General features: G+C 69.4%; 26 protein-coding genes and 1 pseudogene. 17 read left to right on the forward strand and 10 right to left on the reverse strand.

Translation table 11 applies throughout. From position 1 onward, the window contains the following. Nucleotides 1-194: 194 nt before the first annotated feature. Nucleotides 195-1,280, forward strand: coding sequence for a hypothetical protein (locus tag ACLJQ7_RS13960; protein ID WP_410648638.1), 1,086 nt, complete (start codon nt 195-197; stop codon nt 1,278-1,280). Between the two features lie 515 nt (nt 1,281-1,795). Here the strand turns inward: ACLJQ7_RS13960 and ACLJQ7_RS13965 are convergent. After that, nucleotides 1,796-3,250: a PLP-dependent aminotransferase family protein gene (locus tag ACLJQ7_RS13965; protein ID WP_410648639.1), complete on the reverse strand. Its 1,455-nt coding sequence runs from the start codon at nt 3,248-3,250 to the stop codon at nt 1,796-1,798. Between the two features lie 61 nt (nt 3,251-3,311). Here ACLJQ7_RS13965 and ACLJQ7_RS13970 point away from each other — a divergent pair, with 61 nt between their 5' ends. Continuing rightward, a complete protein-coding gene (locus ACLJQ7_RS13970) occupies nt 3,312-3,962 on the forward strand; it encodes a YczE/YyaS/YitT family protein (RefSeq protein ID WP_410648640.1) in 651 nt (216 codons plus the stop codon). 1 nt (nt 3,963) lies between these two features. Here ACLJQ7_RS13970 and ACLJQ7_RS13975 read toward each other — a convergent pair whose 3' ends face one another. Both ACLJQ7_RS13975 and ACLJQ7_RS13980 read right to left on the reverse strand, forming a co-directional pair. Beyond that, nucleotides 3,964-4,488, reverse strand: coding sequence for a Clp protease N-terminal domain-containing protein (locus tag ACLJQ7_RS13975; RefSeq protein ID WP_410648641.1), 525 nt, complete (start codon nt 4,486-4,488; stop codon nt 3,964-3,966). After that, nucleotides 4,488-4,697 carry a sigma factor-like helix-turn-helix DNA-binding protein gene (locus ACLJQ7_RS13980; protein WP_004559389.1) on the reverse strand — a complete coding sequence of 70 codons (210 nt, stop codon included), beginning with the start codon at nt 4,695-4,697 and terminating at the stop codon, nt 4,488-4,490. The genes ACLJQ7_RS13975 and ACLJQ7_RS13980 overlap by 1 nt, the downstream gene beginning before the upstream one ends. Before the next feature lie 61 nt (nt 4,698-4,758). Between ACLJQ7_RS13980 and ACLJQ7_RS13985 the strand changes: the two genes are divergently transcribed. Together ACLJQ7_RS13985 and ACLJQ7_RS13990 are read left to right on the forward strand one after the other, a co-directional pair. Further along, nucleotides 4,759-5,532: a hypothetical protein gene (locus ACLJQ7_RS13985; protein ID WP_410648642.1), complete on the forward strand. Its 774-nt coding sequence runs from the start codon at nt 4,759-4,761 to the stop codon at nt 5,530-5,532. A gap of 134 nt (nt 5,533-5,666) precedes the next feature. Next, nucleotides 5,667-6,137: pseudogene (locus ACLJQ7_RS13990) on the forward strand (DUF998 domain-containing protein); the annotation flags it as partial. Between the two features lie 78 nt (nt 6,138-6,215). Here the strand turns inward: ACLJQ7_RS13990 and ACLJQ7_RS13995 are convergent. Continuing rightward, on the reverse strand, nt 6,216-7,220 hold the full coding sequence (locus ACLJQ7_RS13995; RefSeq protein WP_410648643.1) for a D-cysteine desulfhydrase family protein: 1,005 nt from the start codon (nt 7,218-7,220) through the stop codon (nt 6,216-6,218). Nucleotides 7,221-7,294: 74 nt separating this feature from the next. Here ACLJQ7_RS13995 and ACLJQ7_RS14000 point away from each other — a divergent pair, with 74 nt between their 5' ends. The 7 genes from ACLJQ7_RS14000 to ACLJQ7_RS14030 all read left to right on the forward strand — a co-directional run bounded on the left by ACLJQ7_RS14000 (nt 7,295) and on the right by ACLJQ7_RS14030 (nt 13,760). Next, nucleotides 7,295-8,677, forward strand: coding sequence for an amidase (locus tag ACLJQ7_RS14000; RefSeq protein WP_410648644.1), 1,383 nt, complete (start codon nt 7,295-7,297; stop codon nt 8,675-8,677). Further along, nucleotides 8,674-9,222, forward strand: coding sequence for a TetR/AcrR family transcriptional regulator (locus ACLJQ7_RS14005; protein ID WP_410648645.1), 549 nt, complete (start codon nt 8,674-8,676; stop codon nt 9,220-9,222). The genes ACLJQ7_RS14000 and ACLJQ7_RS14005 overlap by 4 nt, the downstream gene beginning before the upstream one ends. Continuing rightward, nucleotides 9,219-10,073, forward strand: a complete 855-nt coding sequence (locus ACLJQ7_RS14010; RefSeq protein ID WP_410648646.1) for an oxygenase MpaB family protein — start codon at nt 9,219-9,221, stop codon at nt 10,071-10,073. The genes ACLJQ7_RS14005 and ACLJQ7_RS14010 overlap by 4 nt, the downstream gene beginning before the upstream one ends. A 130-nt stretch (nt 10,074-10,203) precedes the next feature. Next, complete coding sequence (locus tag ACLJQ7_RS14015) at nt 10,204-11,652, forward strand: hypothetical protein (protein ID WP_410648647.1); 1,449 nt, start codon at nt 10,204-10,206, stop codon at nt 11,650-11,652. Next, nucleotides 11,649-12,065 carry a FixH family protein gene (locus ACLJQ7_RS14020; RefSeq protein WP_410648648.1) on the forward strand — a complete coding sequence of 139 codons (417 nt, stop codon included), beginning with the start codon at nt 11,649-11,651 and terminating at the stop codon, nt 12,063-12,065. Before ACLJQ7_RS14015 ends, ACLJQ7_RS14020 begins: the two co-directional genes overlap by 4 nt. A 20-nt stretch (nt 12,066-12,085) precedes the next feature. Continuing rightward, on the forward strand, nt 12,086-13,219 hold the full coding sequence (locus tag ACLJQ7_RS14025) for a hypothetical protein (RefSeq protein ID WP_410648649.1): 1,134 nt from the start codon (nt 12,086-12,088) through the stop codon (nt 13,217-13,219). Further along, complete coding sequence (locus tag ACLJQ7_RS14030; protein ID WP_410648650.1) at nt 13,212-13,760, forward strand: hypothetical protein; 549 nt, start codon at nt 13,212-13,214, stop codon at nt 13,758-13,760. The genes ACLJQ7_RS14025 and ACLJQ7_RS14030 overlap by 8 nt, the downstream gene beginning before the upstream one ends. Nucleotides 13,761-13,818: 58 nt before the next feature. On the opposite strand, the gene ACLJQ7_RS14035 is transcribed toward ACLJQ7_RS14030, so the two are convergent. Then, a complete protein-coding gene (locus tag ACLJQ7_RS14035) occupies nt 13,819-14,073 on the reverse strand; it encodes a DUF397 domain-containing protein (RefSeq protein WP_364200540.1) in 255 nt (84 codons plus the stop codon). A gap of 350 nt (nt 14,074-14,423) precedes the next feature. Here ACLJQ7_RS14035 and ACLJQ7_RS14040 point away from each other — a divergent pair, with 350 nt between their 5' ends. Next, nucleotides 14,424-14,696: a hypothetical protein gene (locus tag ACLJQ7_RS14040; protein ID WP_034310462.1), complete on the forward strand. Its 273-nt coding sequence runs from the start codon at nt 14,424-14,426 to the stop codon at nt 14,694-14,696. A 5-nt stretch (nt 14,697-14,701) separates the two neighbouring features. After that, nucleotides 14,702-14,965, forward strand: coding sequence for a hypothetical protein (locus tag ACLJQ7_RS14045; RefSeq protein ID WP_410648651.1), 264 nt, complete (start codon nt 14,702-14,704; stop codon nt 14,963-14,965). Nucleotides 14,966-14,969: 4 nt separating this feature from the next. Here ACLJQ7_RS14045 and ACLJQ7_RS14050 read toward each other — a convergent pair whose 3' ends face one another. Genes ACLJQ7_RS14050 through ACLJQ7_RS14060 form a run of 3 tightly spaced genes read right to left on the reverse strand, consistent with a single transcriptional unit; the run spans nt 14,970 to nt 17,516 of the window. Next, nucleotides 14,970-15,827, reverse strand: coding sequence for an SAM-dependent methyltransferase (locus tag ACLJQ7_RS14050; protein ID WP_410648652.1), 858 nt, complete (start codon nt 15,825-15,827; stop codon nt 14,970-14,972). Nucleotides 15,828-15,841: 14 nt separating this feature from the next. Further along, entirely contained in the window at nt 15,842-16,657 is an 816-nt protein-coding gene (locus ACLJQ7_RS14055) for an SAM-dependent methyltransferase (RefSeq protein WP_410648653.1), read from the reverse strand. Between the two features lies 1 nt (nt 16,658). Beyond that, nucleotides 16,659-17,516 (reverse strand): helix-turn-helix domain-containing protein, encoded by an 858-nt coding sequence (locus ACLJQ7_RS14060; RefSeq protein ID WP_034310454.1) that lies wholly within the window; start codon nt 17,514-17,516, stop codon nt 16,659-16,661. 219 nt (nt 17,517-17,735) lie between these two features. Here ACLJQ7_RS14060 and ACLJQ7_RS14065 point away from each other — a divergent pair, with 219 nt between their 5' ends. Continuing rightward, the gene (locus ACLJQ7_RS14065) at nt 17,736-18,644 is read left to right on the forward strand and encodes an MBL fold metallo-hydrolase (RefSeq protein ID WP_410648654.1); all 909 of its coding nucleotides are present in this window, start codon (nt 17,736-17,738) and stop codon (nt 18,642-18,644) included. A 436-nt stretch (nt 18,645-19,080) separates the two neighbouring features. After that, on the forward strand, nt 19,081-20,520 hold the full coding sequence (gene gndA / locus ACLJQ7_RS14070) for an NADP-dependent phosphogluconate dehydrogenase (protein WP_378434523.1): 1,440 nt from the start codon (nt 19,081-19,083) through the stop codon (nt 20,518-20,520). A 237-nt stretch (nt 20,521-20,757) separates the two neighbouring features. Here gndA and ACLJQ7_RS14075 read toward each other — a convergent pair whose 3' ends face one another. Further along, nucleotides 20,758-21,477: a Clp protease N-terminal domain-containing protein gene (locus ACLJQ7_RS14075; RefSeq protein ID WP_410648655.1), complete on the reverse strand. Its 720-nt coding sequence runs from the start codon at nt 21,475-21,477 to the stop codon at nt 20,758-20,760. A 32-nt stretch (nt 21,478-21,509) separates the two neighbouring features. Continuing rightward, complete coding sequence (locus ACLJQ7_RS14080; RefSeq protein ID WP_410648656.1) at nt 21,510-22,724, reverse strand: NAD(P)/FAD-dependent oxidoreductase; 1,215 nt, start codon at nt 22,722-22,724, stop codon at nt 21,510-21,512. A gap of 130 nt (nt 22,725-22,854) precedes the next feature. On the opposite strand from ACLJQ7_RS14080, the gene ACLJQ7_RS14085 reads away from it, so the two are divergent. After that, nucleotides 22,855-24,204 carry a nucleobase:cation symporter-2 family protein gene (locus tag ACLJQ7_RS14085; protein ID WP_410648657.1) on the forward strand — a complete coding sequence of 450 codons (1,350 nt, stop codon included), beginning with the start codon at nt 22,855-22,857 and terminating at the stop codon, nt 24,202-24,204. Nucleotides 24,205-24,228: 24 nt separating this feature from the next. Beyond that, nucleotides 24,229-24,732: a hypothetical protein gene (locus ACLJQ7_RS14090; RefSeq protein WP_410648658.1), complete on the forward strand. Its 504-nt coding sequence runs from the start codon at nt 24,229-24,231 to the stop codon at nt 24,730-24,732. Nucleotides 24,733-24,801: the final 69 nt, after the last annotated feature.

Below are 24,801 nucleotides of genomic sequence, written 5' to 3' on the forward strand. Positions count from 1 at the left end.
TACTCCAGGCACCGGAGCCGGTTGCGTCGTTCCGCCTAACGGGCTGGATCGGCGGCGGCTGAAGTGAAACACTCCCCTCCGGTGCTAAAACTGGTGCAGCCCCGGGGGAACTGCGACCTGACCGGAAGAGACCCCAAGCAAGATCGAACTCACGCGGGAAACGTGGGTTTCAGGCGCGGACGGTGGTGATTGCTGTGAGTGGTACGGCAGTCGTGCGCCGTGGCGGCCTCATCACCCCGAAGCGAATCCTTTTCGCGGGCGGACTCGTGCTCACCGGCTGGATCCTCGGCGCCGTGCTGAGCACCCCGGCTTCGGCCGACGAGCAGACACCCGCGCCGCCGGAGACCTCCGTGGTGCAGCCCGCGGACGAAACCGGATCCGGGAAAACGACCACCCCCGAAAAGCCCACTGAGTCCATTTCGGACTCCACCGCGAAACCCGCTGAGCCCACTGAATCCTCTCAGGAAGAGCCCGCTCCCGTTGTGCACGAGGAGCCTGAGGCCACCGTGGAGGAAGAGGCGGTTTCGAGCGCGAGTTCCGTCGAGAAGGCTTCTTCTCCGGAGCCGGCGACGAAGAACGCGAAGCCCCAGTCGTCCAACGGCTTGCTGGGCGGCCTCATCGGCGGCGTGCTGAATGTCGTCACGACCACGGTCGGCGGCGTCGTCCAGAACGTCGGCGGTATCGGCGGTATCGTCGATGGAATCGGCGACCAGGTCCTCGCGCCGATCATGACACCGCATCCGTGCTGCGGCGCGGGTGCCCCGGTGATCCTGCCGGGCACCGGCGACATGCTCGACCCCGTGTTCGGCGGCGGCTCCGGCGAGTCGGCGAGCGGTTCGGTCACCATCGCCGTCCCGGCGAAGGCCGTCACGGAGAACGCGCCCGCGCCCGCCGCTCCGGCCCCGCGCCCGGTCGCCCCCGCCGAGAGCCCCGCTCCGGCGACGACCAGCCAGCACCACCGCGTCGTCACGCTGCCCGTCCGGGTCAAGGCCGACGCCCAGCCCGCTCCGGCCGCGCCCGCCGAGTCCGACACGCACGCGTCCCCGGACGGCGGCGGCTCGGGCGGCGGCGGTGGCCTGCCGAACACCCCGGTGGCGCCGATCGCGCCCACGACGACCGCTCAGCCGGGGCACGACAACTCCGGCGGCGGCCGCGGGCCGCTCGCTGTGCTCGACTCCGGCGTGCCCGCCACGCAGCTGAAGCTCCTCGGAACCGGCTGCGACCACGAGGGCGAGCGCACCGGCAGGGAAGCCGCGCTTCCCGCCACCTCCCCCGACTGACCTGACCGGGTCGCCGGGGAGAACCACGTCCAAACCAAGATCAACTTCGGGTTTCGACGTCGGCTGATCCCTCTGGCACAAGCCGCTTTCGCCTGCCCCTCTTTCAGGCATCCCCTTTGTCTTTCCGAACGGCCGACCGCGCCCGGCCGGTTCGGATCCCGGCCCCGGCGCCGCGCTGCCCCTGCGGCGCCGGGACCAGCACCGGGTGGACTTCGGGGGCTTCTGCTCACCGCGCCGAGCAGGAGCCGGCCAAGCTCGAAGCCCGCCTGAACCGCGGGCGGTTCCCGGCACGTCGAGGGGCTGTGCCGGGTAACCGCCGCGGTGCCCGTCCCGAGGTTTCGGCCTCGGGGCGGGCCGGATAGCCGGTGCGCTGGTCGTGCGGCGCCGATGCCCTCCCTGGAGCATCGGCCGCCCCGCCGGCGCACCGGCTATTTCCGTTTTCACCCCCGTGTTTCGTCCTCCGAATGCGGTAGTTGCGCGCGCAACTACCGCATTCAGAGGACGAAACGCGGGGGTCAGGTGACCTGGACGGCGACCGGGGCGACCGTGGTGGGGGTAGCGGCCACCGAAGCGGCGGCCGTGCCCAGCCGCCGTACGGCCTCGAAAAGCCGTTCGGCCGGCAGCGCGTACGGCAGCCGTAGCCAGCGCTCGAGTCCGCCGTGGACACCGAACCGCGAGCCCGGCGCCACCTGCACTCCGTGCCCGGCCGCGGCGACGGCCAGCCGCGTGCTCATCGGTTCCGGCAGACGGCACCACAGCGAAAGCCCGCCGCGCGGCACGGTGAACGTCCACTCCGGGCAGTACCAGTTCAGCGCCCCGGTCAGCGCGTCTCGCAGCGCCAACGTCTCCTGACGGCGGTGCGCCAGCGCGGCCCCGCCGTCGTCGAGCAGTTCGGCCAGGACGAGTTGCTCGAAGACCGGCGATCCCAGGTCGACGGCGAACCGGGCCGCGATCAGCCTGCCGATGACGTCCTCGGAAGCACGGATCCAGCCGAGCCGCAGGCCCGCCCAATGCGATTTGGACGCCGAGCCGATCGTGATGCCGAGGTCACCCAGGTACGCGCCCATCGGCGGTGGACCATCGGCCGGATCGCCTTCGAGATCCAGCTCGACCAGCGTCTCGTCGACGATCGCCGGCGTCCGGGCGCGGTTCAGCGCGGCCGCGAGCCGTTGACGGCCCTCGGCGTCCATGCGCAGGCCGGTCGGGTTCTGGAAGTCCGCGACGAAATACGCGAGCCTCGGCGCGGATTGCCGCAGCGCGGCCTCGATCCCGACGATGTCCCAGCCGGTGGCCGGATCGAGCGGCACCGGCACCGGGATGGCGTGCGCGGCGCCGATGGCCTCCAGCGAGTTCGGATACGTCGGCTGTTCGACCAGCACCCGGTCGCCCGGGCCGGCCAGCATCCGCAGGACCTGCACGAACGCGTGATGCGCGCCGTTGGTGATCATCACCTGATCGGCGTTGGTCGGCAGCCCGCGTTCGGTGTAGCGGCGGGCGACCCGCTCGCGCAGGATCCGCAGGCCGCGCACCTGGTAGCCGTTCTCGCCGAGGTGGTCGACCAGCGCCTTCCGCGCGGCGTCCACGGCCGGGACCAGGCCGGCGACGGCGGGCGGACAGGCCTGGGCGAGGTCGATGAGGTCCTCGCCGGTCGGCAGGATCGCGTCCCGGCCCCGGCCGCCGGGAGACGCGATCCACGAGCCCGCCCCGCGACGGCTGGCGACCAGTCCGTCGGTCCGCAGCTTGTCCAGCGCGGCGCCGATCAGCGTGCGGCTGACTTCCAGCGCGTCGGCGAGCTCCCGTTCGGCCGGGAGTTTCGTGCCGAGCGGCAGCCTGCCGTCGAGGACCAGCAGCTCGACGGCCGCCGCGAGATCCGCGGCACCGTGTCGAGTACCACTCCGTCGCCAGTTTCCCAGCAAAATGGCCAATTTCGACCCTGAAACGCGTCCAGTCAGCGGGATCAGCGGTTCCATAAGACCAATTGTTCCAGATTGGTCATGGTCAAGATAGCCACTTACCCCTGATGGTGGACTCGTGGCACTCAAACTCGACCTCAGACCCGTCGGCATCTCCCAGGACACCACCCGTCGCTCGGTCCAGCTCGTCGCCGGGCTCGTCCTCTACGGCGCCAGCATGGCCATGCTGACCAGGTCCGGGCTCGGCCTCGATCCGTGGGACGTGCTCCACGAAGGGCTGATGAAGATCACCGGCCTCTCGTTCGGCACGGTCACCGCGATCGCGTCGGTGCTGGTGCTCCTGCTGTGGATCCCGCTGCGGCAGCGGCCGGGGATCGGCACGGTCGCCAACATCGTGGTCATCTCGCTCACCGTCGACTTCGTGCGGATCTTCCTGCCCGACCAGGACGTGCTCGGCTGGCAGATCGTCAACCTGGTCGCCGGAGTCGTGCTCAACGGCCTCGCCGCCGCGATCTACGTCGGCGCGCGGCTCGGCCCCGGCCCGCGCGATGGGCTGATGACCGGGCTCTCGGCCCGGACGGGCAAGTCGATCCGCCTCGTCCGGACGCTCATCGAGGTCACCGTCCTGGCCGCCGGCTGGCTGCTCGGCGGCACCGTGGGCGTCGGCACGGTCCTCTACGCACTCGCGATCGGACCGCTGACGCAGGCTTTCCTGCCGTACGTCATCTGGCGGGAGCGCACCGCCGAACTCGCGTCATCAGAGGCGTGACTCAGCTGGCCTCCCGTTGCTCAAGCAACCGCCGGACGGCGAGGTAGTCGATGCCCCGCTGCGCGAGCACGTCGGCCGCGACACCGGGGACAGCGGTCATCGCGAGCAGCAGGTGCTCGCCTTCGATGCGCTTGCTGCCGACATCGATGGCTTCGCGAAGGCTCTTCTCCAGCACCTTCTTCGACTCCGGCGTGAACGGCCGATGACCGCGTCCGGCCCGCTGTCCACCGGTCAGCGCGCCGGGGCCGTGGGTCTGCTCGACCCGCTCGACGATGTGCTCGACGTCGATGCCGAACCCGCTCAGGGCTTCGACGTCGGCGTCGCTCATCCCGCCGCGCCGCCGGACGCGGCGGAGGTCGTCGGCCAGTTCGTCCATCGGGCAGCCCAGTGCGGCGAGCACGCCGGTGTGCCGGGCGAGGGACGTGAGCAGGTGCAGCGGATCGACGTTCCCGGACCCCTCGTCCGCCGCCACGCGCTGGGCCCCGACGACGACGTCGCGGGCTTCGGTGGTGAAGCGCTCGAACATCAATGCCTCCCGTACTTCTTGTGCACCGCTTGCCTGCTGACCCCGAGCTCGGCCGCGATCTCCTGCCAGGACCAGCCGTGCACCCGCGCGCTGCGGACCTGCACGGCCTCGAGTTGTTCCAACAGCCGGCGCAAGGCGGCGACGGCGCGCAATCCCACCCGGGGATCACGGTCGCCGGCTCGCGCGGCCAGATCTGTCGCTTCGGTCATGACGTCAACCTACGTTGACATCCCGGCCGCGTCAACCTCAGTTGACAGTTAGGGTCGGGTCATGGTCGAAATCGCAGTGGCGGAAAGGGACGGAGTAGGCGCGGACGGAGCGACGCGCCCGACCGAAGACCACGTCGCCGTACTCGGCAACGCCGTGGTGGTGCTCGACGGGGCGACCGCGCCACGGCCGGATCTGCCGTCCGGCGGCTGGTACGCGAGCCTGCTCGTGCACAGCCTGTCGCGGGCCTTGAGCACGGAACCCCAAGCGGATCTCGGGGTGCTGCTCGCGGAGTCGATAGCCGACGTCGCCCGCCGTGAAGGCCTCGAGCCGGGACGATCGCCGTCGAGCACGGTCGCGATCGCGCGCTGGACGGACGACACCGTCGACGGACTAGTGCTCGCCGACAGCCCGATCATCGCCTTCGGTCCTTCCGGCACCGATCCACTCACCGATGACAGGCTGGTCTCGCTGCGCGAAAACGGCCAGCTCCGCACCGGCGCCGACGTCCGCGCGAAACGCAACGCGCCGGACGGCTTCTGGGTCGCCGAGGCGGAACCGAAGGCCGCCGCCGAGGCCGTCCGCCGCAGTTGGCCGCGCTCGGAGGTCGACGCCCTCCTGCTGGCGACGGACGGCGTCTCGGTCGGTGTCGACGAGTACGACCTGTTCGACTGGCCGGAAGTGCTCACCATCAGCCGGGAGCGTGGTCCGGACGCCGTCCTCGACGCGGTGCGCACGGCGGAGAAACAGGACCCGGACGGCGAGCGCTGGCCCCGCGCGAAAAGGCACGATGACCAGCTACTGGTACTCGTCGACTTCGGGGTAGCCCCAGGGTAAAACCGGGGGCTTCCCGGATCGGAAATCCGCGCCTGCCCGAGCACGCTGAACGCATGACGTTCCCTGGGGAGAGATCGCGGGCCAAGCCTTGGCTGATCGCGTCGGGCGCGGCCATCGGCTGGGCAGTGTTCACCATGGTCGTGCTTCACCTGATCAGTTCACGCGATCCGGTGTTCGACACGCTGTCGAGCTACGCCTACGTCGATCGCGGCACGGGCATGCTCGGCGCCAGCGTGCTTTCCCTGTCCATCGGCTCGCTCACCGCGCTCGGCGCGCTGGCCGCGGCCGGGATCCCGCTCAGCCGCACCACGAAACTGTTGTTCGTGCTGTGGTCGCTCGGCCTGGCGGCGGCCGCGATCTTTCCCGCGAGCTACCCCGAATTCCCGGATCCGGTCAGTGGCGAGATCCACCTGTACGCGTGCCTCATCGCGTTCCTCAGCCTGCCCGCCGCCGGTTTCACCCTGCGCGACAACCTGCGCGGCACGCCCGCGGCCAAGCTGGTCGGCCGTCTGGCGTGGGGCAGCGCGGCCGGGTTGATCGTCTTCGGGCTCAGCTTCATCTTCGTGCGCCTGTCCGACATCCCGTTCTTCCTGACACTGACCGACATCGCGCCGGTCGGCGTCATGCAGCGGGTTTCGCTGGTGGCACACGTGATCCTGATCGCCGGGATGCTGAAGGCCGCGTCAGCGGCGCACCGCATCGGCGAATTCGGGGGCGTAACCGTACAGGGCGGGCAGACCGCCCGTATGCAGGAAGACAACGTGCTCGTCGGACGCGAAATGGCCTTCGGCGGCCCACTCGATCAGCGCGGCGCCCACTTTGCCGGTGTACACGGGATCGAGCGCGATCCCTTCCGTGCGGCCGAAAAGCCGCACCGCGTCCCACGTCCCGGCGGTCGGGATCCCATACCCGGGGCCGATCGTGCGGTCGTCGATGCGCAGGCCGTCGAGTGACGGCGGCTCGCTCCCGAGCAGTACGGAGGCCGCGATGGTGAGGTCGGCCAGGTTGTCGAGGGCCTCGTCGACCGGATGGCTGACGCAGGCGATGTCCAGTGTCAGCCAGTCGAGGTCCGCCGTTCCGACGATGAGGCCGGCGGAGGTCCCGCCGCTGGCGTGCGGGGCGACGAGCCGCGCCTTGGTGATGCCCAGCTCGCCGAGTTGCCCGGCGAGCTCCCGCGCGGCCGCCACGTACCCGAGCGCCCCGATGCCGTCGGAACCGCCGACCGGGAACGTGGCCACCTTTCGCCCCTCGGCCGCGGCCTCGGTGATCAACCGCTCGTAGGTCCTGCCGGTCTCCTCGCCGTCGCGACAGATGTGCACGTTCGCGCCGAAGAGACGATCGAGGGAGACGTTGCCGGACCGTTCGTACGCGTCACCTTCGCGGGGGACCTTCGCCGTCAGCACCAGTTCGCACCGCAATCCGAGCTTCGCGCAGGCCGCGGCGGTCTGGCGGCCGTGGTTGGTCTGCAGCGCGCCGAAGGTGATCACCGTGTCGGCGCCGTTCTCGATCGCCGCGCCGAGCAGGAACTCGAGTTTGCGCAGTTTGTTCCCGCCCACGCCGAGTGGATGCACGTCGTCCCGTTTGAGCAGCAGATTCGCCACGCCGAGGGCCTCGGCCAGCCGTGGTGCCGGATGCAGCGGCGTGGGGTAGCCGCCGAGGTCGACGCGGGGGAAGCGCTCGAGGTTCATGAAAATCACGTAACCATACCGAGGCTACCCGGTGGTATCGTTCGTTTGAACGAACGAGACAGCGGGGAGACCTCATGACGACCTCGAAATCGGACCTCGCGTTCACCGGCCTGGCCGAACAGGCCTCGATGCTCGCCGCCGGGGCCACGACGTCGGTCGAGCTCACGCGTCTGGCGCTTGAAAAGGCCGAGGCCAGCCAGCCCGTTCTCAACGCCTTCAAATGCCTCCGCGCCGAAGAAGCCCTTCGCGAGGCGGAGGAGGCCGACCGAAGACTGGCCGCCGGTGAAACCGCTCCCCTGCTCGGCGTCCCCACCGCCATCAAGGACGACCTCGACGTCACCGGCCTGCCGACGGCGTTCGGCTGCGAAGGCGACTTCTGCGTCGCGACGGCGGACTCTCCGCCGGTCGCCGCGCTTCGCCGGGCGGGCGCGGTGTTCATCGGCAAGACCAACACCCCGGAACTCGGCCAGTGGCCGTTCACCGAAGGCCCGGCGTTCGGCGCGACCCGCAATCCGTGGGACACCGAGCGCACCCCGGGCGGTTCCTCCGGCGGCGCGGCGGCGGCCATCGCGTCGGGGGTGATCGCCGCCGCGCTGGGTTCCGACGGGGCCGGGTCGATCCGGATCCCGGCCGCGTGGACCGATCTGGTCGGGATCAAACCGCAGCGCGGCCGCGTCCCGACCGAACGCGAACTCTTCCACGGGCTGACCGTGGTCGGCCCGCTCGCGCGCACCGTCGCCGACGCGGCGCTGCTGCTCGACGTCGCCGCCGGGACCGGCACCGCGTTCCAGGCGGCCGCCCGCCGTGAACCGGGCCGGATGCGGATCGGGCTCTCCACCAGGATCCCTTTCACGGCCACGAAAACCCGGCTCGACCAGCAAGCGCACGCGGCCGTCGTCCGGCTCGCGGAGCGGTTCGCCGAACTCGGCCACGAGATCGTCGAGATCGAACCCGACTACCGGCTGATCGGCCTCACCTTCCTGCCGCGTTCGCTCGTCGGCGTGCGTGACTGGTCCCGTCGCGTCCCAGACCAGGCGCGGCTCGACCCGCGCACGCGCGCGAACGCCCGGCAGGGCTCGGCGCTGGCCGGGCCGGCGCTGCGGCTCGCCCGGGCCACGGAACCGTTGCTGCAACGGCAGATCGGCTCGGTGTTCGGCCGGGTGGACGTCGTCCTCACGCCGACGACGGCCACGCCGCCGCCGCGGATCGGCAGCTTCGACGCGCTGTCCGGCTGGCAGACCGACCAGGCCATGATCGCCGCGTGCCCCTACGCTTGGCCGTGGAACGTGCTGGGCTGGCCGGGCGTCAACGTCCCCGCCGGGCCGACCCCGGAAGGCCTGCCGCTCGGCGGGCAGCTGCTCGGCCCCTCGCACGCCGAGGAACGGCTGATCTCGCTGGCCGCGCAACTGGAAGAGGTCGAACGGTGGCAGGACCGCAAACCCGAGACCGCTTGGTGAACACCCGCGAAGCCATTCTCCACGCCACGCTCAAGGTGGTCGGGGAACAGGGCGTCGGCGGGCTGACCAATCGCCGGATCGCGCGGCAGGCCGAAGTCTCGCTCGGCACGCTGACCTACCACTTCCCCAGCCAGACCGCGTTGCTGCGTGAGGCGATGCTGCTGTTCGTCGAAGAAGAGACCACGAAGCTGACCGGGTTCGTCGACGCGTATCGCGAGCAGGGCTTGAGCGTCGAACAGGCCGCGTCGGTGGTCGAGCAGGTCATCGCGCAACTGCCCTTCGGCACCGACGAACTCGGCGCGCACGAGCTCTACCTGCAGGCCGCGCGCGACCCCGGACTCCAGGACGCGGCCGCCCGGTGTTTCGCCGCCTACGACGAGCTGGCGCTGGTGATCCTGAAAACGCTCGGCGTTCCGTCGCCGGAGCGGCTGACCGGCCCGGTCGTCGCGCTGATCGCCGGACTCCAGTTGCGCAGGCTGGCCACGGGTGACGACGGCGTCGGGGTGGCCCAGTCGTTGATGATGCTCGTCCGCGGCGCGTCATGACCGGTCCGCCGATCGTCAAGGGGACGGCGGCGTGGAAGTACTTCGGCGACTTCCGGGCCGGGCTGCTGGCAGGCCAGGTGCTGGTGCTGCAGGTCGCGCATCCGGTGGTCGCGGCCGGGGTGCGGGACCATTCCGACTACGTCGAAGATCCGTGGACCCGGCTCATGCGCACAGCCGCCTCGCTGTCCATCTACATCTACGGTGGTCCCGAGGGCGCGCGCTACGAGGCGGATCGGCTGCGCGAGTTTCACCGGTCGTTCACCGGAGTCGACGACGAAGGTCGCCGCTACAGCGCGCTGAACCCGCGCGCGTACGCCTGGGTGCATGCCACGCTCGTCATGGTTCCCGTTGACACACAACGGTTCTACGGAACCCCGATGACTCTGTCCGAACTGGACGAGTACTACGCGCAGATGTGCGACGTCGGGCGGCTCCTCGGCCTGCGCGCGCAGGACATGCCGCCGACGTGGCCGGAATTCGAGCGGTACTACGCGGAGATGATCGACGGGTTCGGCCCGAACGACACGATTTCGACGTTGTTCGAAACGATCCGGACGGTGAAGAAACCGTGGCGATGGCTGCCCGACAAGCGCTGGACTCGGCTTCAGCGATGGCAGCATCGAGGGCAGATGTTCGTCATCCGCGCCACGCTGCCACCCGCTCTGCGGGAACGCCTCGGTCTACAGTGGACGGCTCGTGACCAGCGCCGGTTCGACCGGTTCCGCGCGGTGGTGCGGCTGGTGGGCGGGCTCGTGCCGGTGCCGTTGCGGTCTTCGCTCGTGCGCCGGATCGGCAGGCTCAACGTCTGGTTCCGGGCGCATCCGCGCGCGTACCGTTTCCTGGGCGGCTGAGCCCCCGCATTCAGAGGACCAAATGCGGGGCGCCCTACTGGGGTAAGGGTCGACGTCCCCTGGACGGGGGACCCCGGTTCACCCCGCGCCGTGACGCTTTCCCGGGCCATCGTCGTTAACTTCGGCCGGGATGGGGAATTCACCGAGGGGGCGGCGCACGACGCCGTTGGTCATCGCCCGCGTACTCGTGCTCTGCGCGCTGGCGTCCTTGCTGCTGGGCGGCACCGCCCAGGCGGACGGCGTGTCGAGCGGCGCGGACGTCCAGGTCGCGCAGACGCTCGGCACCCGCGAGCTCACGGTCATCCTGCGGCGGATGGACATCGCGCCCGGGCCGCTGCACGTCGACGTCGTCACGCACACCGGAAGCGCGCCGGGAACGCTGAAACTGCGCGCGTCGGCCGCCGGGACGACGTTTTCCGAAACCACGATCCGGCTGGACGGGAGACCGGGCGCCCACGCGGCACAGCTGCGGGTCGACCAACCGGGGCCGTGGGAACTCGGCCTCGACGACGGGACGGATACCGCGTCGATCCCGTTCATCGTCCCGGCCAGGGTCATCCCGCCGTGGGAGAAGGCCACCTTCGGCGGATTCGTCGCCGCGGGCGTGTTCCTGGTGCTCGGTCTCATCGTCGCGCTGCGCGTGCGCCGGCCGCAGCTCGCGCTGATCCCCGCCGGCGGGATGGTCGCCGCGCTCGCGGTCGCGATCACCGGCGCGATGCTCTCCGCGTCCACCCCGCCGCCGCCCGCACCCGGTACGGCGCTGGACCCGACGATCGACAACATCCAGGACCCGTACGCGAACGCGCAGATGTCCACTGTGGACTTCTCGCGGCCGCCGGTGAATCTGGCCGTGCGTTCGCCGAACGCGCGATCGGGTGCGCTCGCCGAGGTCCGGATCGCCATCGCCGACGGCGCGACCGGCCGTCCCGTCGACGACCTTTTGGTGCACGACAACGCTTTGATCCACCTCGTCGTCATCTCGCCGACGGGCAGGCTGTGGCATCTGCATCCGGTGCGGGTCGGGCCCGGTGACTACCGGGTGAAGTTCACGCCGCCCGAGGCCGGGACCTACGCCGTCGCGGCGGAACTCGCCCGGAGAGGCGGCGGCGTGCAGCTGGCCCGCACCACGCTGAGCGTCGCGACCGGAACGGACTCCCCCGCCGAACCCGCCCCTGCCGGAGCAGGAAAGCGAGTCGTGCAAGGGAACCCGGTCGACGTCGAGGTCGAGCCGGGCAAGCCGACCATGATCACCGCACGGTTCGGCAAGGCGGATCTCCAACCCTGGCTGGGCATGCTCGGTCACCTGATCGTCGTCGGCCCGATCACCGACGACAGCCGGGTCGGCGCGGCTGCCGCTGCCGCGCCGACCTGGGCCCATGTGCACTCGATGATCCCGCAATCGCCGGGGATGCCGGGAAAGCCGGACGAGACCGTCGCCGCGTACGGCCCCGACGTCCCGTTCACCTACACCTTCTCCGCACCCGGAAAGTACCGGATCTGGCTGCAGGCCGAACGCGACTACACGGTGCTGACCGTGCCCATGCAGATCGAGGTCCCGGCGGAAGGGGCACCGCGGTGAGTTCCGAAGATTCCACAGTAGACAGACGCAAACCCGTCCTGCTGATCTCCGTGGTCGCGGTGCTCGTGGTGGCGATCGCGGCCTGGCTGGTCTGGCCGAGCAGCGGCGGCGCTCAGGTCCAGCGCTCGACGCAGGGCCCGTACACCGTGCAGCTTTCGGTCGAAGATCCGCACCAGGGCGGGAATGTCTTCGCGCTGACCGTCACCGGCGCCACGCCGGACGTCGTCACCCTCGAACCCGTGATGCCGCAGATGGGGCACGCGCTCGCCCCGTCGCCCGCGATCGCGGAGGCACCGGGGAAGTTCCGCACCGGCGACGTCCTGCTGCCGATGTCGGGGCAATGGGAGATCACCGTTTCACTGCGCGGGCCGTCCGGCGCCACGCAGCACGTTTTTCCTTTGCTGGTCAAGTAAAGAGAGGAAGGTCGGGGGGTATGGATCTCACCGCGGGAGGGGCGAGGGCCGTCTCGGTGGCACGAAGTGAACGCACCGGTCTCGTACCGGCGGGCACGGTGCTGGCCGGATCGGTGATCTCGCTGGTCGGGCTGACCTGGGACATCCAGTGGCACGGCGACGTCGGCCCGGACACGTTCTTCACGATGCCGCACCTGTTCCTGTATTCGGGCAGCGCGATCTCCGGGCTCGCGAGCCTCGTGGTCGTGCTGATGACCACGGCCGCTCGCCGCGCGGGACGCCCGGTCGACGCCAGGGTCGGCGGCCGCGCGATCAACGTCTTCGGCAAGGTCTTCGCCGCGCCGGCCGGCTATCTGGTGACCGGCACCGGAGCGGCGATGTTCCTGCTGTACGGCCTGTGGGACCAGTGGTGGCACGGTCTCTACGGCTTCGACGCGGTGATCGACTCGCCGCCGCATATCGGGCTGCTGCTGTCGATCACGCTGAGCATCATCGGCACCGTCATGGTGTTCGCGGCCGCGCGGGAACACCGCTGGGGCACCGTCGGCGTGGTCGGCAGCCTCGGCGTGCTGATCGCGTTCAGCACGGTGACCGTGCTGGGGCTGCAACAGATCGACGTCGACGGCCTCGACGTCGTCTCCGTCGGTATCGCGCTGCTTTCGGTGCTGCTGGTCTCGGCGGGCGCCGGATTCTGGGCGCGGCCCGGCGGAGCGGTCCGGGTCGCCGCGGCGCTGGCGATCATCCAGGCGATCACCTGGTGGTTCTCGCCGTGGGCCGCGGAGGCGTACGCGGGAGCCGTCGGCCTGCCGATGCGCGACTACATCGACGGCGTCCCCGCGATGCCCTCGATGATGCCGATGGCGCTGCTGCCGATCGCGGCCGTGCTCGAAGCGGTGTACCTGCTTTCGCGGCGCGGCTGGTCCGCGGGCCGGGTTTCGGTGCTGGCGGGCGCGATCGGCGGCCTCCTGGTCGGCGCGAGCATGCCGATCCAGAACGCGCTCGTCTACGGCGCCGACCGGATGCCGTGGGCGGTCGTGTTCGCGACGGCCGCCGCCGGCGCGGTGGTCGGGCTGCTCGGCGGGTTCGCCGGGTGGCGTTTCGGCGGGATGCTGGGGCTGCTGGCCCCGGCGAAGGGGGACAACGCGCATGCGTAAGACACTGCTGGCCCTGGCGGCCGCGATCGGCTTGCTGTTCGCGACCACGCCGGCGGCGAACGCCTACGAACCGGTGAACATCGTCCACACCGAACGGGTCCAAGTCGGACCGTACGGGATGACGGTCGGCTTCAGCACGTGGCCGTTGCGCGCCATGCAATCGCTGGACTTCACCTTCATCCCGGACGACGGCATCGCCGGGAAGTCGGGAACGCTCGCGTTCCTCAATCCGGAGACCGGGCGGCTGGGCCGTCCACAGCCGCTCGCGAAGCATCCGCGGAAACTGGAGGTGTGGGGACTGGACATCCGCGCCCTGCAGACCGAGGGCTCGTGGGCGTTCCGGTTCGAGATCGACGGACCCGCGGGCAAGGGCACGGGGGAACTCCGCGATCTGGCGGTGCTCGAACAGCCGGGGCCGCCGATGGCGGTGAGCTGGTCGATCAGCCTGATCCCGCTGATCGTCCTCGCCGTGCTGATCGCCGTCGCCTGGCGCAGGACGAAATCCAGGCTGCGGGGGAACGGGCTCCCCGCGACGGTGTGACTCGAAGTGGCCGAAGATCGGATGGCTCGCGTGTCCCGATGGGCGCGCGAGCCTTTCGTTATGGGCTCAAATCGAACTGTCCGGCCTTGACCGCCTTGAGGAAGGCGTTCCACTCACCGGAATCGAAGACGAAGACGGGACTATTGGCCAGTTTGGTGTCACGCACCCCCACCAGGCCTTCGTTGGCGAGGTTGACCTCGACGCAGTTCCCCCCGTTGGGCTCACTCGCGAAGGACTTCTCCCACGCGGAGTCGTCGAACAGCGACACGGCCGTGGTCGGATCGTAATCCGCCGCCGATGGATAATCGGCCATTGGTCGTACCTCCGAACGTCGGTCGGGGGCGCGGGCCGCGACCTGCGCGAACCGTCACCGTCCCGGCTTCTCCCTGCCTCAACGGGACTATCCCGCACGGCCAAGTGGGTGATCAACTCCGCCCACCCTCGACATGAAGATTATTCCAGGAGTAGGATTAATCGCAGCGGCCGGGGCTCGGTTGTTGGTGATTCGCTCGCAGCACGCGGACACCCCGGCGACGGACGTCACCGGGTGCGTCAGCAGGGAGTTTCGCCGTTCCGGCAGGCCACCGACGGCAGGTGACCGGCAGGAACACCCACCCCGCGGCGCATGACCACCCACCGCCGACCTCGTGGGGGAGGATCAGCGTGATCATTCAGGACACCATGCCGGCGACGGTACTCGCCGTCGGCAGGCTCATGGCCGGAACGGCGGGCGAAAGCCGCCGCTCCGCGCATCTTTTCGATTTGCACACCGGGGGTTCGCACCCCGAGTTCCTGCACGCCCGTTGCGGCGCGGCGATGCCGTACGACCACTTGGAATGGGTCCCCGTCGGTTCGGGGATGCCCTGTGAGCGTTGCCTCGGTCTCGCCGGTTCGGCCGACCAGGCGCGGTTGCCGCGTCCGAGCCGGGGGGTGTGACCGCCATGGCCGTCCGCCTCACCACGCTGTTGTTCCGCCGTGAGGACGAACGCCTGGCCTCGGCGAAACACCACCACCGCACCATCGGGCTCGAACTGCGTCAGCGGTTCGGGTTCAGCCTCATCCAGGCGCCACTGCGCAAACAGCCGCCGTGGAACTCCGAAGTCGACGCGCCCGGCGCGCACCGGGACCCGATCAGGACCGGCCGGCCGCTCGAAGGTCAGTTCGAGCTGACGCCCCTGATCGGGCATCTGACCGGCCGGGCCTGACCGCTCAGGGCTTGCGGCCCAGCCCGCCGAGCCCGCCGGTGAAGGTCGGGTCGTCCGCGAACCGGTCGCTCGCCCGGGAATCCGCTTCGTCGAGATGCCAGGTGGCCATCCAGTCGATGCCGGGCTCCACCAGCTCCAGCCCGTCGAAGAACGCGGCGAACTCCGCGCGGGACCGCAGATGGAACGGCGCGCTTGTCTTCTTGTACAGCTCCTGGACGTTCTCCCGGTTGTCGCCTTCCTTGCGGGTGACGCCGTCCTCGGTCAGATGCGAGGACAGGAAGTACGAACCCGACGGCAGGAAATCGAGGTACCGCCGGACCATCTCGTGGACGGGCTCGTCCGGGCCGAGGAAGTACAGCAGGCCGACCAGTACCAGCCCGATCGGCTGCCGCGGGTCGATCACCCCGGTTTCGAGGGCACGTTTCCAGATGTCGGCGGGATCCCGCACATCGCCCTGCAGGACCGCGTGCCGCCCGAGCAACCCCTCCCGTTCCAGCAGCAGCTGGGAATGCGCGACGGCGACCGGCTCGATGTCGACGTAGACGACCCGGCTCTCCGGATTGACCGCGCTCGCGATCTGGTGGACGTTGCCGACGGTGGGCACGCCGGAGCCGATGTCGAGGAACTGCGTGATCCCCTGGCGGGCCAGGTATCCCACGCCGCGGCCGAGGAAGTCACGGCCGACCCTGGCGAACGTCTTGACCTCCGGGAACTGCTTCAGCACCTGCGTGCCGAACTCGCGGTCGATGGCCCAGTTGGCCGAACCGCCGAGGAACCAGTCGTACACCCTGGCCACGTTGGGTCGTTCCAGGTCGACCCCCTCGGGAGCCGCCGGGTCGCTGGGGTCCTGCTGTGTCGTCATACCGTCACACCTCGTCAGAAACCGGGTTTGCGGGCGACCCCGCCGATGGCGCAGTTAAGCGCAGGCGAGTGGGGGTCGTCCAGCCGCCATGCGCCGACCGGGACGAGACCCGGTGCCACGAGGTCGAAATCCCCGAAGAAACCGAGGATCTCTTCCTTGTCGCGGAACGACGCGGGCGTGCTCGACTGCTCGTACTGCTTCACGACACGCCGGACCTGTCCCAGCTCGTCACCCTCCACACCGGACGTCGTGACGTGGGACAGGACGTAGAAGGAGCCCGCGGGCAGCAGTCGCCGGTAGCGCGCGATGACGCCGGCCAGCCCGGGCCCCGGCACGAAATGCAGGACCGCGACGGTCAGCAGGGCCACCGGTTTCGCCGGATCGAGCACGCCGATGTCGATGGCGCGTTCCCAGATGTCATCCGCGTCGCACAGGTCGCCGCCGAGCACCGCGTGCCTGGCGGGATCCCCGTTTCGCTCCAGCAGGATCTTGGCGTGCGCCACGGCGACCGGTTCGTTGTCGACGTACACGCACCGGCTGTCACCGTCGGCGTCGTCGGCGATCTCGTGGACGTTGCCGACCGTCGGCACGCCGGAACCGAGGTCGAGGAACTGGTTCACGCCGCGCTCGGCGCAATACCGCACCGCCCGGCCGAGGAAGGCGCGGTTGGCCCTGGCGAGCGAGCGGATGAGCGGGAACGCCTTGACCAGCTGCTCGCCGAATTCCCTGTCCACTGCCCAGTTCGCGGTTCCGCCGAGCGCCCAGTCGTAGATCCGGGCGGCGTTGGGCCGCTCGAGATCCACGCCGTCGGGCAGGAACCGCGGGTCCATCTCAGGATTGCATCTGGGTTCTGTACAGCTCGGCGAGCTCCTTGAGGAACTGCCGGGTCTCCTGGCGCTCCAGCGCGGCGCCGCGCAACCTGTCCCAGGAGTCGACGAAGATGTTGAAGTCCTTGACGTCGTCGAGGTACAACCCGCCCGCGGAATGTTCGATGTAGACGAAATCCCTGGTGCGATCGGGAAAACGCATGATGGTGAAATCGTTGGGCACCGCGGCGAGGCGCGCGCCGAACGGCAACACGTGCACATACACGCGCGGATGCTTCTCCAGCGCCAGCAGATGCTCGACCTGGTCCAGCATCACCGCCGGGGCGGAGCCGCCCGGAGCACGGCGCAAGGCGCCCTCGCTGATGATGAACCGGTAGTAGGGCGGCTGCTGCTGTTCGAAGACGGCCTTGCGGTCCAGCCGGTTGCGGACCAGCGAGGTGACGTCCGTGGCGCCCGCTTCGGTGAACTGCTTGAGCATGTAGTGCTCGGACTGCAACGGGCCGGGGATGCGCTCACCGTGCCAGGTGAGGATCTCCGCGGCCGCGGGTTCGAGGTCGGTGAAGGTGCGGAACCAGTGCGGCACCACGGATCGGTAACCGGACCAGTGACCGCGCTGCCCGGCCGCGGCGCGGGCCAGGTTCATCAACGTGTCGGCCTCGTCGCCGTTGATCCCGAACGCGTTCAGCATGGAGCGCACATCCCCGAGCTTGACCCCGACGGCACCGGACTCGATCTTGTTGACCTTGCCCTGGGTGCAGCCGAGAACCTCGGCGACCTGCTGCTGTGTCATCCGCGCGGCGTTGCGGGCATGCCGGAGCTCGTTCCCGAGCTGCTTCCGGCGCGAGGTGACGGTGCTGGCCATCGCCTTGCTCTCCCGGGCCACATAACCAGGTCCGCGGCTGCCCGCGGTCCTGCGCGCGAATACTCGAACCCACCCAGGGTACTTCACCTTGAGGGGTTCGATGATGACATTGCGCAGCGTTCCAGGAAACGGCCGAAAACACCAGTCACCTGGTACGTCACCCTGGTGGCGGAGCGATCTCGTCACATTTCGGGCACGCCGGTCGGGCATAGTGACCGGGTGGACCAATCCCCCTTCGCCAGCCGGGTCACCGATGGTGTCTTCGGATACGTTCAGCCCGACGGCTCGTGGTGGATCAACAACTGCGGGTTCGTCGCCGCGGGCGATCACACGGTGCTGATCGACACTTGTTCGACCGAACGGCGTACCCGGGCGCTGCTGGCGACGGCGGAATCGGTGGGCGGGGCGCCGGTGACCACCGTGGTCAACACGCATCACCACGGCGACCACACGAACGGCAACTACCTGGCGACCGGCGCCACGATCGTCGGGCACCGGAAGACGCGCGAGGTGATGGTCGCGACCGGGATCGACACCTACGAGAACTCGTTCACCGGCAACGACTGGGGCCATCTGGAGCTGCGGCCGCCCGAGGTGCTGTTCGACGACCGGCTGACCGTGCACGCCGGCGACGTCCGGCTGGAGCTGATCCACCCCGGACACGCCGCGCACACCACCAACGACGTCCTCGTCTGGCTGCCGGAGCGGCGGGTGCTGTTCGTCGGGGACCTGATCTTCAACGGCGGCAGCCCCTTCGCGTTGATGGGCTCGCCCGCCGGCTGGCGGAAGGCGCTGGAGCAGGTCCGCGAGCTGGAGCCGGAGACGATCGTGCCGGGCCACGGGCCGTTGTGCGGCCCCGAAGCGATCGACGTCGTCGACGGATACCTGGGTTTCCTGCAGAAACTCGCTTCCTACGGGAAGGCCGCCGGGCTGACGCCGCTTCAGGCCGCTCGCGAAGCGGATCTCGGGCCCTACGCGGCACTGTCCGAACAGGAGCGGCTGCCGGCGAACCTGCACCGGGCGTATGCCGAACTGGACGGTCTCGAATGGGGCGCGCCGATCGACCTGGGGGCCGCGCTGGGAGACATGGTCACCTTCAACGGCGCCCCGATCCGCTGCTTCTCCTGAGGCTTGCTTCTCTTGACGCTTGCTTCTCTGAACGCTGCTCACGGCCGCCGCCGTCGCGCTGTTGCGAAAGCCACTTTCGCAACCTTCAACGTTGCGAAAGTGGCTTTCGCAACCCTCCGGACTCCCCGACTCCCGCCACACCCTGCGAATTCCGAGCGCTGGATGCCCGAAACACCCGCCCCGGTACCCGACAACCCCACAGGCGCCCACAAAGCCATCAAAACGGCAACACACGCCCTACCCGCAGCCCCCACCCGTCCCTGGGGGCGACCCCGATCCCAGCGTACCGCCAAGAACGCGGCGCCGGGGCGGTCGAGCCGAGTTGTCCACAGGCAGGCCAGGTTGTGGACAACTCCCGGTTGATCCCCTCTCATCCCGGCGCCGTATCCCTCAACGGGGATAGGCTCGGCACGGGAATCGAAGCGGAAGGGTGCGGATGAGCAAGAAGGCGAGCATCGGGGTCACGGGCCTGGCGGTCATGGGCCGCAACCTGGCCAGGAACCTGGCGAGGCACGGGCACACGGTGGCCCTGCACAACCGTTCCGAGCAGCGGACGAAGGAACTGGTCGAGCAGTTCGGCGACGAAGGCGACTTCATCCCGGCGTATTCGGCGCAGGAGTTCGTCGACGCGCTGGAGCGGCCGCGCCAGGTCGTGATCATGGTCAAGGCCGGTGCGCCGACGGACGCCGTGATCGACGAATTCGTCCCGCTCCTCGAAAAGGGCGACGTGATCGTCGACGCGGGCAACGCGCACTTCGCGGACACCCGGCGCCGCGAGGCCGCGCTGCGCGAGAAGGGCATCCACTTCGTCGGCACCGGCGTGTCCGGCGGCGAAGAGGGCGCGCTGCACGGGCCGAGCATCATGCCGGGCGGGTCCAAGGAGTCGTACCAGTCGCTCGGGCCGCTGTTCGAGGACATTTCGGCGAAGGTCGACGGCGAACCGTGCTGCACGCACGTGGGCGCGGACGGCGCCGGGCATTTCGTGAAGATGGTGCACAACGGCATCGAGTACGCCGACATGCAGCTCATCGCCGAGTCGTTCGATCTCCTGCGCGGCGCCGGCGGCTACTCCCCCGCCGAGATCGCCGAGGTGTTCCGCACCTGGAACTCGGGACGGCTCGACTCGTACCTGATCGAGATCACCTCGCAGGTGCTGGCCCACACCGACGCCGCTTCCGGCAAGCCGTTCGTCGACATCGTGGCGGACCAGGCGGAGCAGAAGGGCACCGGCCGCTGGACCGTCCAAATCGGACTGGACCTGGGCGTGCCGATCAGCGGCATCGCCGAAGCCGTCTTCGCGCGTTCGCTGTCCGGCTCGTCGAGCCTGCGTGAGGCCTCCCGCGGCCTCGGCGGCCCCTCGCGCGCTCCGCTGACAGGGTCCGCTTTGGACACCTTCGCGGACGACGTCGAGCAGGCTCTGTACGCGTCGAAGGTGGTGGCGTACGCCCAGGGCTTCAACCAGATCCAGGCAGGCGGCGCCGAATACGGCTGGGACATCGACCTCGGCAAGGTCGCGTCCATCTGGCGCGGCGGCTGCATCATCCGCGCGAAGTTCCTGAACGACATCACGGCCGCGTACGCCGAAGAGCCCGCGTTGCCGACGCTGCTGACTTCAGGTGGCTTCCGCAAGGCCGTCGAGGACGCCCAGGACTCATGGCGTTCGGTGATCTCCACGGCGGTGCGGCTCGGCATCCCGACGCCTGGCTTCTCGACCGCGCTGGCCTACTACGACGGCCTGCGCGCGGAGCGGCTCCCGGCCGCGCTGGTGCAGGGGCAGCGGGACTACTTCGGCGCCCACACGTACCGCCGCGTCGACCGCGAGGGTTCGTTCCACACCGCTTGGGCAGCCGACGGCCGCCCCGAGTCCTCCGCCTGACAAAGCCCGTGTGGCTGGACGGACGACGCGCGTGTCGTCCGCCCAGTCACACGTGACGTCCACCCAGTCACACGTGACGTCCACCCAGTCACACGTGACGTCCGCCCAGTCACGCGTGACGTCCGATTCGGTACGAGATTCATCGCCATCTGCCGACGAAGGGCAAACCGCGCGAGGGCCATCACGCGGCCAACAGGACAAGGGCGACGAATACCAGCACGGTGAGCGCGATCCGCGTCATTCCCCGCGCGCCGCGACGATCTCCGTCAGCGCCTGCAGGATCAGCTTCTCGGTCGTCTCCTTCGTGAGCCCGAGCCCGGTCAGCAGGTCGTCGCCGAGTTCGAACAAGGCCAGCAGGATGTGCTCGGTGCCGATGTAGTTGTGCCCGAGGCGCAGGGACTCCCGCATGGTCAGTTCCAGCGCCTTCTTCGCCTGCGCGCCGAACGCCATCTTCGCCACCTCCACCGGTTCGCCGGCGGGTTCCGGCAGCCTCGCCTCGGCGGCCTCACGAACGGCCTCGAGAGTCACCTTCTGCGCCACGATCGCCCCGGCGGCGAGCGCGGCCGGTTCCGCGAGCAGGCCGAGGACCAGGTGCACGGGTTCGATCTGCGGGCTCTTCGCCGAGACCGCCGCGTCCCGTGACGCGACGACGACGTGCCGCGCGCGATCGGTGTAGCGGCTGAAGACCTTCACCAGGTCTTCGAGCGAAGAGCCACTGGAGTCGACGAAGCGCTTCTGGGCGGCCTGTTTGGACACCCCCATGTTCTTGCCGATTTCGGTCCAGGACGCACCGGAGCGTCGCGCCTGATCGACGAAGTGGCCGATCAGATGGTCGGCCACTTCGCCGAGGTGCTCACCGAGGAAGACCGCGTCGGACAGCTGGCCGAGCACGTCGCCGTCGGGATGCTGCTGCTTGATGTGGGAGATGAGGTCGTCGAGCCGGACTGGATTCGCCATGCCGTCAACTTTAGGTTGACGATAGTCGATCGTCAACCGCAGGTTGACGCAAAGGTGGCCTTGAGATCGAAGCCATTGGCCTCCAGTGTCTCGAACCGCGGCTCAGGATCCGCGGCGAACAGGCGGCGCGCGGCGATGTGGTCGGGCGGCCGGTTCACCGACTCCACCCCGACGAGCACGCCGTCGCGGAACGACAGCACCGAGAACTTCCCGCCTTCCCGGTCCCCGGTCACGACGGTCTTGTCCGCCCCGGTGAGCAACCCGGCGATCTGCAGTTTCGCGCCGAGCTGGTCGGTCCAGAACCACGGCAGGCTCTCGTAAGGCGCGGCTTCGCCGACGAGGACGGCCGCGACGGCCCGCGCCTGGTCGACGGCGTTCTGCACCGACTCCAGCCGGGTCGCCGTCCCCGCCTGGACACACGGGAAGTTCGCGCAGTCCCCCACCGCCGAGATCTTCGGGTCGCTCGTGCGGAGATGCTCGTCGACGACCACGCCGTTCGCCACGGCGAGCCCCGCCTCTTCGGCGAGCCGTGTCCGCGGTACCACCCCGACCCCGACCAGCACCAGGTCGGCGAGCAGGCGGCTGCCATCGCTCAGTTCCACCTCGGACACCCGGCCGTCGCCGTGCAACGCGGCGACCCCCGTGCCGAGCAGGATGGTGTGCCCGGCTCCCTCGTGCAGAGCCGCGAAGTACGCCGAGACCTCGGGGGTCGCGACGCGGGCCAGCAGCCTGTCCTGCGCCTCCACGATCGTCACGGGCCGCCCGGCGTGCGCGGCGAATTCGAGCCCGATGAAGCCCCCACCGACCACCACCACGTTCTCCGCGCTTTCCAGCGCGGCCCGCAGTACATCGGCGTCGCCCTTGGTCCGCAAGGTGAACACACCGTCCAAAGTGGACCCGGGGACCGGCAGGACGCGGTTGTCCGCTCCTGTAGCGAGAACGAGATGGTCGTACTCGTGGGCGCTCCCGTCCTCGAGTACCACTTTCGTGTCCTCGCGATCCACCGAGGCGACACGGCCGGGGATCAGCTCGATCTCCTTCTCCCCGAAGAAGTCCTCGGGCCGCAAACGCAACTGGGCGTCGCCCGCGGTCCCGGCGAGGTAGCCCTTCGAAAGCGGAGGCCGCTGATACGGCAGGCCTGGTTCGTCACCGATCAGCACCACCCGGCCGTCGAACCCCTTGTCCCGCAGCGAGGTCGCCACTCCGAACCCGCTCTGCCCGGCCCCTACGACGAGGACGGTCTCCATCGGCGCTCCTTCCGTTGTGCCCGATGCCCATTCAACACCGCTTCGTCACAACGTGATCCTCACGCGGGGACGCGCTACGGTCAGGTCCGGCGAGTCCACTGCTTGTTCCCGCACGTGAAAAGGGGGCTCCATGAGCAGGCCCGAGGTCCACCCGGTCGACGCCCGCCCACCGCTGCCGAAGCTGACCTTGCTGGGCCTGCAGCACATGACGATCATGTACGCGGGCTCGGTGGCCGTCCCGCTCGTCGTGGGCAGCGCGCTGAACCTGGACGCGGCGACGATCGCGTTGCTGGTCAACGCCGATCTGCTGGTCGCGGGCATCGCGACGCTGATTCAGGCGGTCGGGATCGGGAAGATCTTCGGCATCCGGCTGCCGGTCGTGGCGGGCGCGACGTTCACCGTGGTCAACCCGATGATCATGATCGCGTCCCAGTACGGCATGCAAGCCGTCTACGGCGCGATGATCGCGTCGGGTGTCTTCGGCCTGCTCATCGCGAAACCGTTCGCGAAGATGATCCGGTTCTTCCCGCCGCTGGTCTCGGGCACGCTGCTCATGGTCATCGGAATTTCGCTCATCGGCCCGGGCGTCGGCCTGATCGCCGGACACGACACCGGATCGCCGGACTACGCGAAACCCGCCAACATCGCGCTCGCGTTCGGCGTGATCGCGGTGATCGTCCTGTTCACCCGGGTCCTGCGCGGATTCGCGAGCCAGATCGGCCCGCTGCTGGCGCTGCTGATCGGCCTGGGCGCGGCCATCCCGATGGGCTTGGTGAGCTTCAAGGGCATCGCCGACGCCGGCTGGTTCGGCCTCGCGTCGCCGTTCCACTTCGGCCCACCGACCTTCCCGATCGCGGCCGTACTCTCGATGTGCGTCGTGATGCTGGTGACCTACACCGAATCCACCGCGGACCTGGTCGCCGTCGGCGAGATCACCGGACGGCCGGCGACGGACTCCGACCTCGCGCGCGGCCTCGCCACCGACGGGCTTTCGGCCATCCTCGGCGGCGCGATGAACTCGTTCCCGGACACGGCTTTCGCGCAGAACGTCGGCCTCGTGCAGATGACCGGGGTGCGCAGCCGATGGGTGGTCGCGATGGCGGGGGGCCTGCTCGTGCTGATGGGCCTGGTGCCGAAGGTCGGCGCCTTCGTCGCGGCCGTCCCGGAGCCGGTGATCGGCGCGGTCGCGGTGGTCATGTTCGCGATGGTCGCCGCGGTCGGCGTGCAGAACCTGAAGAAGGTGGAGTTCTCCGGCAACCACAACACTTTCATCGTCGCGGTGTCGGTCGGGGTGGGCCTGCTGCCCGCGTTCGCCACGAACCGGTTCGGGAATTCGATCTTCTTCCAGCATTTCCCGGCGTGGCTTCAGACCATCTGCGGCAGCCCGATCACGGTCGCCGCGATCGTCGCCTTCACCCTCAACCTGCTGTTCAATCACCTCGGCAACCGCCGGGAGCCGGATCTACTGAAAGCGCCCTAGCAGAAGAGCCATTTCGGCCACAGGTTGCATTCTTCGGTCGGCGTCGTCGAGGGCGGCGGCGGAGACGCGTTGGGCGGCCGCGGTACGACGGTGGACCCGGTCGTCTTCGGCGGATCGGCGGGACCGTTCGAAGAGGTCGGCGTCGTGGTGGGATCCGGCGAGTCGGACGTCGACGCGGCCGAACTCGACGTGCGGCGGCTGGACGACGTCCGGCTGGGTCGCGAGGAAGCCTGTCCCTCACCGGTTTCGACCGTCTCGGTGGACGGGACCGCTGACGTCGCGCCGGCTCCGCCGTTGTCCGAAGGCCTCTTCGGCATCTCGATGACGCTCATCTGGTGCGGCGCCGCGTTCGGTTCGGGGTCCGCATCGAATCCGACGAGAACAGCGGCCGTGCCGCAGGCGACGACCACGGCGATCACCACCGCGACAACTCTCCAGCGTGACTTCGCCCGTGACTCCTCGTGGTCGTCCCAGCCCTCGCGAATAAGCAGGTCGGCGACCGAAACGTCGTCGTCATCCACCAGCTGAAACCCTTTCGCACCGGGAACAGGCGGAGAGTAGTTTTACCTCAACTCACCGCCGAATGGGTGAAGTTAA

Origin of the sequence: Amycolatopsis sp. cmx-4-54, from assembly GCF_046548895.1 — a bacterium.
Taxonomy (GTDB): domain Bacteria; phylum Actinomycetota; class Actinomycetes; order Mycobacteriales; family Pseudonocardiaceae; genus Amycolatopsis.

Excerpts from the sequence above, each read along its gene's own strand:
- ACLJQ7_RS14045 (WP_410648651.1), top strand. The coding sequence starts at position 14,702 with ATGGCCGTCCGCCTCACCACGCTGTTGTTCCGCCGTGAGGACGAACGC.
- ACLJQ7_RS14030 (WP_410648650.1), top strand. The coding sequence starts at position 13,212 with ATGCGTAAGACACTGCTGGCCCTGGCGGCCGCGATCGGCTTGCTGTTC.
- ACLJQ7_RS14015 (WP_410648647.1), top strand. The coding sequence starts at position 10,204 with ATGGGGAATTCACCGAGGGGGCGGCGCACGACGCCGTTGGTCATCGCC.
- ACLJQ7_RS14035 (WP_364200540.1), bottom strand. The coding sequence starts at position 14,073 with ATGGCCGATTATCCATCGGCGGCGGATTACGATCCGACCACGGCCGTG.
- ACLJQ7_RS14085 (WP_410648657.1), top strand. The coding sequence starts at position 22,855 with ATGAGCAGGCCCGAGGTCCACCCGGTCGACGCCCGCCCACCGCTGCCG.
- ACLJQ7_RS14000 (WP_410648644.1), top strand. The coding sequence starts at position 7,295 with ATGACGACCTCGAAATCGGACCTCGCGTTCACCGGCCTGGCCGAACAG.
- ACLJQ7_RS13980 (WP_004559389.1), bottom strand. The coding sequence starts at position 4,697 with ATGACCGAAGCGACAGATCTGGCCGCGCGAGCCGGCGACCGTGATCCC.
- gndA (WP_378434523.1), top strand. The coding sequence starts at position 19,081 with ATGAGCAAGAAGGCGAGCATCGGGGTCACGGGCCTGGCGGTCATGGGC.
- ACLJQ7_RS13995 (WP_410648643.1), bottom strand. The coding sequence starts at position 7,220 with ATGAACCTCGAGCGCTTCCCCCGCGTCGACCTCGGCGGCTACCCCACG.
- ACLJQ7_RS14010 (WP_410648646.1), top strand. The coding sequence starts at position 9,219 with ATGACCGGTCCGCCGATCGTCAAGGGGACGGCGGCGTGGAAGTACTTC.
- ACLJQ7_RS14055 (WP_410648653.1), bottom strand. The coding sequence starts at position 16,657 with ATGGACCCGCGGTTCCTGCCCGACGGCGTGGATCTCGAGCGGCCCAAC.
- ACLJQ7_RS14080 (WP_410648656.1), bottom strand. The coding sequence starts at position 22,724 with ATGGAGACCGTCCTCGTCGTAGGGGCCGGGCAGAGCGGGTTCGGAGTG.
- ACLJQ7_RS13965 (WP_410648639.1), bottom strand. The coding sequence starts at position 3,250 with ATGGAACCGCTGATCCCGCTGACTGGACGCGTTTCAGGGTCGAAATTG.
- ACLJQ7_RS13985 (WP_410648642.1), top strand. The coding sequence starts at position 4,759 with ATGGTCGAAATCGCAGTGGCGGAAAGGGACGGAGTAGGCGCGGACGGA.
- ACLJQ7_RS14025 (WP_410648649.1), top strand. The coding sequence starts at position 12,086 with ATGGATCTCACCGCGGGAGGGGCGAGGGCCGTCTCGGTGGCACGAAGT.
- ACLJQ7_RS14075 (WP_410648655.1), bottom strand. The coding sequence starts at position 21,477 with ATGGCGAATCCAGTCCGGCTCGACGACCTCATCTCCCACATCAAGCAG.
- ACLJQ7_RS14060 (WP_034310454.1), bottom strand. The coding sequence starts at position 17,516 with ATGGCCAGCACCGTCACCTCGCGCCGGAAGCAGCTCGGGAACGAGCTC.
- ACLJQ7_RS13975 (WP_410648641.1), bottom strand. The coding sequence starts at position 4,488 with ATGTTCGAGCGCTTCACCACCGAAGCCCGCGACGTCGTCGTCGGGGCC.
- ACLJQ7_RS14050 (WP_410648652.1), bottom strand. The coding sequence starts at position 15,827 with ATGACGACACAGCAGGACCCCAGCGACCCGGCGGCTCCCGAGGGGGTC.